Below are 8,289 nucleotides of genomic sequence, written 5' to 3'. Positions count from 1 at the left end.
TGCTGTGGAAGTGGTTGAAAGATGAAGTGATTGCCAACGTTTTTCACAAGGATCAAAATGACATTGCCCAATCCATTACTCGCTTTGAACAGTACGTTCTACAACACCCGGATGAGGTGTTACGCCGCATGGGGTGTGCTGTGTGAATCAGAGGTTAAAATGCCAATTTGGATGTATATATATCAAAAAAATAAGCGAATAGTAAACATATTTAGAAATTTTATACTATATTTATAGTGAATTCAACATCTATATATGATAAGCTTAATTTTCCGACATAAACAAGCTTTTCTGCCACTTCTCCGAACGAAAACGCCATCAGACAAATGAATTTGTCTGTCATGCGTTTTACGTTCGGAATCGGCATGCTTCGAGCATGCCGGGGCGGCAAGAAAAATCTTGCCGCCTATGGCAGAAAAGCGGTCTTCTATTCATGATGAGATATGTCGGAGACTCATATAGTTTTTCTTAATTTTTGCCTTACATTAAATAGAAGTCTTCGCTTTATTTTAATCAGGAGCCGATCGAACGAAGGAATCAATCCGCGAAAATGAACGAGAAATAATAAAAGAATCTCCCGCATGGTTCGCGGGAGATTTATCTTTTCCGTAATCCATTCATTAAAAATTGAATCGTGCGTTCGATTTCTACTTCATCATCCCACTCATGTTCTGGCATAATCACAAAACGAGTCAAGAAAAAACCGCCAATGGTGGTGATCGTCATGCGAATAATGGAAGCGGTAGGCAATTCAACAATTTCGCCTTTTTCTTGGAACTGTTCCACCATTTCTTTAAATCGTTGATAAACGTTTTCTGTAAATGCCTTTTGAAATTCTTCTTTTATTTCTGGATGAAAGGCGAATTCTTGCCAAAAAATGCGCACAAGCGGCAAGTTTTTTTTGATAAAATGATATCGATTTTTTATTAACGCTCGCAAAAAATCTTCATAACTTTCGTATTGATTTTCAAATACATCTTTGGCAAATTCTTTTGCCACAGTCGGAACAATCACTTTTGTTAATGTCGGAATAACGATGGCTAACAGCAAATCTTTTTTTGTTTTGTAGTGACGGAAAATCGTGCCTTCCGCTACCCCTGCCTTTTTCGCAATTTCACTTGTTGATGTAGAAGCATACCCTTTTTCCGCAAACGTTTCAACCGCTGCTTGTAAAATTTTTATCTGTTTTTCGGTTAACTTCGCGTCTCGGTCGTTTTCTTTTAACAAGTTTGCAATCCATTGTTGTTCGTCCATCAACCATTTCTCCCTTACAACTTTCGATATTTTCTCAAGGCGACTACATTCAGTATAGCAAAGAGGAAAGAAAAGCTAAGCAAGACATATACATCGTTTGCAATCGCATTCCATCCGTTTCCGCGAATCATAATCTCCCGAAGCGCATCGGCCCCATATTTCAACGGCATCACGACACTAAGGGAACGAAGCCATTCGGACATCGTATCTAAATTAAATAAGCCGGAAAAAAAGATTTGCGGTACAACCACGAGCGGAATAAACTGCAACATTTGCAGCTCGTTATTCGCAAATGCCGACAGCAATGTTCCTAACGTTAAAGCGGTCATCGCTAATAAAAACGTAATAAGCAAAACATAAAAGAATGAGCCTTCCATGACCATATCAAGAATATCAATCGCAAACCAAGAAATCAAACTGGCTTGAAGCGTTGCAAAAATCCCAAAGCCGATAATATACCCAACGACCATTTCCCAACGTTTTAACGGAGTGGCCAACAAACGCTCCAATGTTCCGCTTGTACGTTCGCGCAAGAAAGATACACCTGCGATTAAGAAAACGAAAAAGAAAATAAAAAAGCCAATCAAAACAGGACCGAAGTAATCGAATAACTCCATATCTTCAAAACCGTGCAAATACGTCGTTTTTAATTGAATCGATTGCGCTTGTGGTGCTAATGGTTGAAACGCTTTTTGAATCGATGCCATGACGGCTTTATTGACCGTAGGATCGCTTCCCTCCAGCTTCACGTTTAACGTTTGACCATCCATCTCGATAGATGCATCCAGTTGTTGTTTTTCAAGTTGGCGGTTCGCTTCTTTCGCTGTCAATGTTTGAACAGTGATGTTTTGTTTTTCCAATTTCTCTACCATGACGGACGGAACCGTTTCATCTACTCCAATCGTTGCTTTATACTCTTCCCCATTAAAAATAAGGTTTAATAAAAGCAGCACAAACATCGGAGCAAAAACCATTAATCCAAGCGTCCGTTTATCGCGAAAAAATTGGCGAATAATTCGAATCACAATCGCTTGAATTCTCATGCGCGCGCACCTCCAAAATATAAAAAGGCTTCTTCGATCGTTCGAGAATTGGTTTCTTTTTTCAAATCTTCCGGACTTCCAACCGCTATCAGACGCCCATCTCGAATCATCGCTAGGCGCTGGCATTTCTCCGCCTCGTCCATTACATGAGTCGTGACAACAATCGTCGTTCCTTTTTCTTGGATCCGTCGTAATTCCTCCCAAATGGCTTGACGAAGCACAGGATCAATTCCTACCGTCGGTTCATCTAAAATGAGTAAATCCGGGTTGTGAAGAAGCGCAACTGCAAGCGATAAACGTCGTTTCATTCCCCCTGAATACGCATGAACAGGCTTTTTTAAATCGTTCGTTAAATTGACAAGCTCAGCTACTTCTTCGATTCGTTTCTTTTGCTTTGATCCTTTTAATCCATAAATCATCGCAAAAAATTGTAAGTTTTCTAATGCGGTTAAATCGTTATATAACGCATCCGACTGCGCCATAAACCCAATTCGTTTCATCATTTGTAAATGGGGCATTTTTGTATCGAACACAAAAATCGTTCCTTTGCTCGCTTCATCAATCCCTGCCATCATCTTGACAATCGTTGTTTTCCCTGCCCCTGATGGACCGAGCATCCCAAAAATTTCCCCTTTATAAATCTCGAACGTGACATCTTGGATGACTTGCTTTTTCCCGAAACTTTTCGATACGTTTTCTACTCGAATACAAACTTCTTTGGACATCTTCATTCCCCCATTTTTTTGTGAGTGATTACTCACTTTCATTATAGCTGATTTTGAGCAATGAATAAAACGTTTTCAAGTAGTTTTTTTATTTTTTAACACTTTTTTCAAATGTTTTTTACACATTTTTGAATATCGTCTATGCGATCTTTTTCACATACATTAGACATGGTAAATTTTTATATGCAGATGTAGTAATAATTTCATGCAGATACAGCAAATAATTTATGCAGTAAATAATTCCCTATCAACTAGGAGGAATTGCAATGAAAGCAGCTGTCGTCGAACAATTTAAAGAACCTTTAAAAATCAAAGAAGTCGAAAAACCAACCATCTCTTACGGCGAAGTATTAGTTCGCATTAAAGCATGCGGCGTATGCCATACTGACTTGCATGCTGCACATGGCGATTGGCCAGTCAAACCAAAACTTCCGTTAATCCCTGGACATGAAGGGGTAGGAATTGTTGAAGAAGTAGGACCAGGCGTCACTCATTTAAAAGTCGGTGACCGCGTGGGTATTCCTTGGTTATATTCTGCTTGCGGACATTGCGATTACTGCTTAAGCGGACAAGAAACATTATGCGAACAACAACAAAACGCTGGTTATTCCGTTGATGGCGGCTATGCAGAATATTGCCGTGCTGCTGCTGATTATGTTGTAAAAATTCCAGATAATTTATCATTTGAAGAAGCCGCTCCAATTTTCTGTGCTGGAGTTACAACATATAAAGCATTGAAAGTGACTGGCGCTAAACCAGGCGAGTGGGTAGCGATCTACGGAATTGGCGGTCTTGGCCACGTTGCTGTGCAATATGCGAAAGCAATGGGACTCAACGTTGTCGCTGTTGATTTAGGCGATGAAAAACTCGAATTAGCAAAAGAACTTGGCGCGGATCTTGTTGTAAACCCTCTAAAAGAAGATGCAGCCCAATTTATGAAAGAAAAAGTAGGCGGTGTGCACGCAGCTGTTGTCACAGCAGTTTCTAAACCTGCGTTTGAATCTGCCTATAAATCCATCCGTCGCGGCGGAGTGTGCGTGCTTGTTGGATTGCCACCAGAAGAAATGCCTGTACCAATCTTCGATACAGTCTTAAACGGCATTAAAATCATCGGTTCCATTGTTGGTACTCTTAAAGATTTACAAGAAGCGCTTCAATTCGCCGCAGAAGGAAAAGTTAAAACAATTGTTGAAGTACAACCGCTCGAAAAAATCAACGAAGTCTTCGATCGCATGCTAAAAGGACAAATTAACGGTCGCGTTGTATTAAAAGTAGACTAATAAACGTTTTGAGGGTGACCCCGATCGGTCACCCTCTTTTCATTCGTTTTATCATTTCACGTGAACATGAATGACTTTGTGATCATGTAACTCGCCTTTGATAGCATGAACCCGGAAATGATAGTCTCCAACGCTCGACAGTTTTATATTCGCTACATATTCTCCTGCTGACTGTTCCTTCGCATCAACATAGGTATGCTTCTCTTCTTGTCCAGTCCAGTATTCCAACGTTACATGAGCATTCGTTAAAGGTTTTCCTTCGTGTTGCACGTTGATTTTGAATACGGTGTTTTGATCTTTACCTGTTTCCGTTGGTGATAACTGGATTGTTAATCCATGATGATCATGGGAATGGTCGGATTGGTTCTGTGCTGCTGGATCCTTGCCCTCTTCTTGCTCGTTTTTATTGATTTCTCCAACCGTAAGTTCCACTTGTTTCATGCTATGCATATTTCTTGCTGTTACATGGTAGGTGACGAAATAAATCCCTTCACTGTCGAACGTCTTTTCAGCAGCATATACCCCTTTTCCTTGATGTTTAGCAGGGATCATTTGATGTTTCTCTTGTCCTTTTTTCCATACCTCAAATTGAACATCACTTGCATCCTCTACTGCATCATTTCCTTGTTTAACCACAACCTGAAGGGTAGTCGGCTGATTTGCTTGAATGACTTCAGGGATGGTTTTAAATGTAACCTCAATTGGTGCGGTCGGTTTGGATGGAGCCGGCTCACTTTTTCCATTCATTGAACACGCGGTTAACCACCCTAAACATAAAATGAAATAGACCCATTTTTTCATGAATGACGTCCTCCGTTTCACGCTGAGACTGATGCAACATTTTGGATCATGACCTACCTCATGATAATTTTTGATGATCGCTTCCTTATTTATACAATTTTTTATTTACCAATGCAACATCTCGTAACCTTTGCCATTTATTTTGACACGATGCGCGTTTGTAGTCGTTCGAAAATATAGCCACTCCCCAACCACATTAAAACGAAAAGGAGCTCTCACTTCGTCGGTAAGCTTTGTGACAAAAGAACCATCCGTTCTCATCTTATACACATAATCGAGACCAAAATAAATCCAATCCCCATGAACCTTATACTCTTCAATAAAGTAAATCTCATAACCGGCCACATTCTTACTTATTCTCGTAGGGTTTTTCCCGTTTAAGGTCATGGTATAAAGATCAATAGGTGCCGGGCTCGTTCGATCATCTCTTAACTCCTCAGGAAAGCGGCTATAATAGATTTTCCCATTGGCAATTTGCATTCGAACGGCGTACTCTTCTTTGTTTATAACCCCCATGCCCGAACCATCTGTTTTCATGCGGTATATTCGACTACACTCTTTTCCATATCCGCATGGAATGAGCCGCAGAAAATAAATATATCCTTTATGGACATGAATATTCCGAATATCCCCTTTTTTAGAATCGCTTATATTACGATTATCATAGTCATAGTAGTTCTCTAATAAAACTTTTTTGCTCGTTCCATTCGTCTTTATTCTGTTTAATGTCACTTTTTTCTTATCATGCTTAAAGGAAGTATAATATATCCATTCACCATCAACAACCATTTCCACTATTGGATCATCTTTGGTAATCGTAACCGGTTTGGAACCTGTTTTCTTGATTTTTTTAATCGGGTTTTTATTTTCCGACGAACCTGATGCATTAGGTACAACATAATAAATCCAATCACCTTGAATATTCATAGATGCAGTCGCATCTTTCGTTAAGATTTTTTTACTTTTTTCATTGCCATATGGAAACCTATAAAGCCCATTCCCTAAAGCAAATCCATCGTTGTAATACACGTACCCTCCATTTAGAAGCGCAGTCCCTGGTCCTTTGGTTTCCAACATGACAGGATATTGATCTTTGGGTGGCTGCGGTTTTTGAACGACTGGTTTTTGAACGACTGGCTTTTCCACCTTTAACAAAGCTATTAAACTGCTGATTAAATCTTCGTTCCCCTCTTTTTCAAACTTATGTTCACTAATAATAATCAGTCCATTCTCCCAAAAAACTTGTTTACTTAAAGCCTCAGCAACGGCTCTCAAAGGCAAATAGACTCTTCCTGAAATCATTTCAGGAGAGGTATCTAGTTCTTTTGCCATACCGTTAATCCCCATAAATTTATCTCCAATCGTTAACTCAATATAATTGTCTGCATGGATAATAACGATCGATTCCCTTTCTGGCTTCCAAGACACCTCTCCACCTAGATTCTCAGAAATAAACCTAATGGGCACAAGAATGCGTTCATTCTTAATAAGGGGAACAACATTTTCATTTCCTGAGTCGAGTTGAACCACTTCATTGTTCACATATGCCTTTGGACTGTCAACGAATAACACAATTTTTCCATGTAAACGCTCATCAAATAATAAGTTCGTCTGCGCTTGTTTTGATGATGGGGAAAACAACAGAACCATAACAACCAAACTTATCACATGTGCATAATTTGTTAACCTTTTCATGATTCTCTCCCTTATGATTTTTTGCAAGAATGTGTTGCCAAGATCTTTCATAATCGGTTCTATGCCGTTTGGATCTTGGTGCTTCACTACTTTTTATCCTCCATCTTTTTCAAAATGTTTGATAACTGGCTAAAGATCGCAACTAATACGGCCTGAATACCTCCTAACAAGGTAGAGATTCCTGCTTCAGGCACGGTTCCTAAGAAAAAGCCGAAGATCCCTCCTCCTATAAGGTACAAGAGAATATCATTTTGTTTCACCGCAACTACTGCAATATATGTAGTTGGATATAAGTATTTTACATTTTTCATTTAAATTCCTTTGGAAGAGGAAAAAAACTTGAGTTACAAGGGATTTTACTTTTTAAATTTTTTATTTCCAAATTTATCTACAACTTGGTGATCACTATATATGATCTCCACCAAGGTGGTGATTTTTGATGTGTATTTATGTATCCATTATGCTTTTTGCAATACGCCTGCATAAAAAATTATCTGTCCTACCTCCATAAGGCAGATATTCGTATGTGGATCTATTTAATTTTCGGACATAAACAAGCTTTTCTGCCACTTCTCCGAACGAAAACGCCATCAGACAAATGAATTTGTCTGTCATGCGTTTTACGTTCGGAATCGGCATGCTTCTAGCATGCCGGGGCGGCAAGAAAAATCTTGCCGCCTACGGCAGAAAAGCGGTCTTCTATTCATGATGTGATGTGTCGGAAACTCAACTTGAATCTATTAGATCATCCTGTTTTTTCTACGAAACTTATACCATTGAACCTCGCTATGGATCTCCTCCCCGTCCTCTGTTATATACCCGTCTACATATACATTGATCTTGTCAATCTTTTCAGCACATACACTAATAACAGCATTCTTAAATTTAAAAGACTTTATAAAATCCTTATCAAAAGAACTCCACTTATTCATCTCTTCATTCATTCCCAACCCCAGATACTTCACATAGGCCTCTTTCCTTGTCCATATTTCAGAGAATTTCACCCCCTGTTTCATTCGTTCTTTTTCCTCATCATGTAAAATCCAACCATACATCTCTTCTTGATAATCTATACCTAGCGATTCAATATCCACACCAACAGGTCCTTCTCTGCTAACCGCCAATACCCAATAATCTTCATTATGAGACCAATTGACAAATCGTTCATCATTTACTAAAAAAGGTTTCCCCCTTTCATCTCTCCAAACTTCGACTTTTCCTAAAACAGACTTTACTAAAAGCAAAGAAAGTATAGATTCTCTACCATTTCCGTAATTCTGTATATACCTCCGTTCTTGATTGGTGATGATGCTCTCATTCATTTCTTTTTCGCAAAACTTCCAGTCTTTAAATATATATACATCCAACATCCCAAACACCTTGGACCTGAGTCAATATATTGGACAGAAAAAAGTTAACTCGTTATGCTGACTGACGTGCTTGATCTTCTACTTCTTGTGGAGTTCTGTAACCTAAATGGCTGTGAATAGG

8 protein-coding genes are annotated in these 8,289 nt (G+C 39.1%); 1 reads left to right on the top strand and 7 read right to left on the bottom strand.

Annotated features, from left to right (window positions below):
• Positions 1-597: 597 nt before the first annotated feature.
• From BO219_RS13070 to BO219_RS13060, 3 genes are read right to left on the bottom strand one after another with little or no spacing between them, the layout of a single operon-like run.
• The gene (locus tag BO219_RS13070) at positions 598-1,254 is read right to left on the bottom strand and encodes a TetR/AcrR family transcriptional regulator (protein WP_077429850.1); all 657 of its coding nucleotides are present in this window, start codon (positions 1,252-1,254) and stop codon (positions 598-600) included.
• A gap of 14 nt (positions 1,255-1,268) precedes the next feature.
• Positions 1,269-2,297, bottom strand: coding sequence for an ABC transporter permease (locus tag BO219_RS13065; RefSeq protein WP_077429849.1), 1,029 nt, complete (start codon positions 2,295-2,297; stop codon positions 1,269-1,271).
• Positions 2,294-3,022, bottom strand: a complete 729-nt coding sequence (locus BO219_RS13060; protein WP_077429848.1) for an ABC transporter ATP-binding protein — start codon at positions 3,020-3,022, stop codon at positions 2,294-2,296. Before BO219_RS13060 ends, BO219_RS13065 begins: the two co-directional genes overlap by 4 nt.
• A 266-nt stretch (positions 3,023-3,288) precedes the next feature.
• Here BO219_RS13060 and adhP point away from each other — a divergent pair, with 266 nt between their 5' ends.
• Positions 3,289-4,302: an alcohol dehydrogenase AdhP gene (gene adhP, locus BO219_RS13055; protein WP_077429847.1), complete on the top strand. Its 1,014-nt coding sequence runs from the start codon at positions 3,289-3,291 to the stop codon at positions 4,300-4,302.
• Between the two features lie 51 nt (positions 4,303-4,353).
• Here the strand turns inward: adhP and BO219_RS13050 are convergent, their stop codons facing one another.
• The 4 genes from BO219_RS13050 to BO219_RS13035 all read right to left on the bottom strand — a co-directional run bounded on the left by BO219_RS13050 (position 4,354) and on the right by BO219_RS13035 (position 8,168).
• Positions 4,354-5,103, bottom strand: a complete 750-nt coding sequence (locus BO219_RS13050; RefSeq protein WP_077429846.1) for a FixH family protein — start codon at positions 5,101-5,103, stop codon at positions 4,354-4,356.
• Between the two features lie 105 nt (positions 5,104-5,208).
• Positions 5,209-6,885 (bottom strand): DUF5050 domain-containing protein, encoded by a 1,677-nt coding sequence (locus tag BO219_RS13045; protein WP_077429845.1) that lies wholly within the window; start codon positions 6,883-6,885, stop codon positions 5,209-5,211.
• Positions 6,885-7,109: a hypothetical protein gene (locus BO219_RS13040; RefSeq protein ID WP_077429844.1), complete on the bottom strand. Its 225-nt coding sequence runs from the start codon at positions 7,107-7,109 to the stop codon at positions 6,885-6,887. Before BO219_RS13040 ends, BO219_RS13045 begins: the two co-directional genes overlap by 1 nt.
• Positions 7,110-7,538: 429 nt before the next feature.
• Positions 7,539-8,168, bottom strand: coding sequence for a 4'-phosphopantetheinyl transferase family protein (locus BO219_RS13035; RefSeq protein ID WP_077429843.1), 630 nt, complete (start codon positions 8,166-8,168; stop codon positions 7,539-7,541).
• Positions 8,169-8,289 lie beyond the last annotated feature (121 nt).

Source organism: Anoxybacillus kestanbolensis, assembly GCF_001996285.1.
Classification (GTDB): Bacteria; Bacillota; Bacilli; order Bacillales; family Anoxybacillaceae; genus Anoxybacillus; species Anoxybacillus kestanbolensis_A.
The sequence above is the reverse complement of the archived record's forward strand: the minus strand, read 5'-3'. Positions and strand labels throughout refer to the sequence as shown.